1 protein-coding gene and 1 pseudogene are annotated in these 1,049 nt (G+C 43.2%); both read left to right on the top strand.

Features of this window, described 5'->3' with window-relative positions; translation table 11 throughout:
- Positions 1–87, top strand: a pseudogene (locus R7P67_RS26420) (DNA repair protein); the annotation flags it as partial.
- A gap of 124 nt (positions 88–211) precedes the next feature.
- Complete coding sequence (miaE, locus tag R7P67_RS26415; RefSeq protein ID WP_318086528.1) at positions 212–982, top strand: tRNA isopentenyl-2-thiomethyl-A-37 hydroxylase MiaE; 771 nt, start codon at positions 212–214, stop codon at positions 980–982.
- Positions 983–1,049 lie beyond the last annotated feature (67 nt).

The raw sequence follows: 1,049 nt of genomic DNA, 5'->3' as shown, positions 1-1,049 counted from the left end.
AAAAGCGATGCAGAAATGCAGCAAATGGCAGACAAAGAGCGTGACAATGACATGGAAGCTCTCTTCGGCGAGAAGAAAAAGTGGTAATATCCCCACCAGCTTTTCGCCCTATCCGATTAAAGGCTGCGTTTGCAGCCTTTTTTCTATCCAGATTTCCGTTTTACTCATGCTCTGGATGAACCAAATTTGAACGTAACGTACTAAAAATAAAATGATTAATCTCGACGCCTATCAAGATCTTCTTGCTCCTATCAATCAATTTCTGCAATGCAGCACACCCAACGAATGGGTTGAAGAAGCAAAGAAACCAGAAAACTTGCAAACCATTTTATTGGATCACTTACTGTGCGAGCTGAAAGCAGGTCAGTCAGCCATGTTCTTGATCCGCAAATACGCAGTAGATAAAGACAGTTCACATGCCTTACTTGACTGGTTCAAACCGTATGAAGATTTCGCTTACCGAAAAATCGGCTCATTAGAGACATTAAAAGGTAAGAGCAATATTTCGAAAGCCATCATGGCAAAATCGGATTCGACGTATAGCCAAGATCTGATCGATAAAATGGTTCTCTTGATCAAAGAAGAATTACATCACTTCTATCAAGTACTGGAAATCATGGAGAGCCGTGGCGTGGAATACAAAAACATTCCCGCAAGCCGCTACGCAAAAACGCTGATTTCACACATGAAGACTCATGAGCCCGAGACGCTTATCGATAAGCTCATTATCGGCGCTTACATCGAAGCTCGCTCATGTGAACGTTTCGCTAAACTTGCACCACACATGGATGAAGACATTGCGAAGTTTTATGTTTCCCTACTCCGCTCTGAAGCACGTCATTATCAAGACTACCTTGTACTGGCTGAGCAGATTGCAGGCAAAGATATCAGCGAGCGTATTGCATACTTCGGCCGTATCGAAGCTGAGCTGATTTCAACCCCCGACGAAGACTTCAAGTTCCACAGTGGTATACCTGCTTAGCCGTGCTAAACCGTCACTAAAAAGCCAGATGTGAGTCTGGCTTTTTTGTTTTAAATCTCACCATTTC

It is taken from the genome of Vibrio sp. Vb0937, from assembly GCF_033338855.1.
This window is presented reverse-complemented; position numbering and strand designations above follow the sequence as displayed.

What these genes read in the sequence shown, in the direction of transcription:
- miaE (WP_318086528.1), top strand. Translation starts at nt 212, where the DNA reads ATGATTAATCTCGACGCCTATCAAGATCTTCTTGCTCCTATCAATCAA.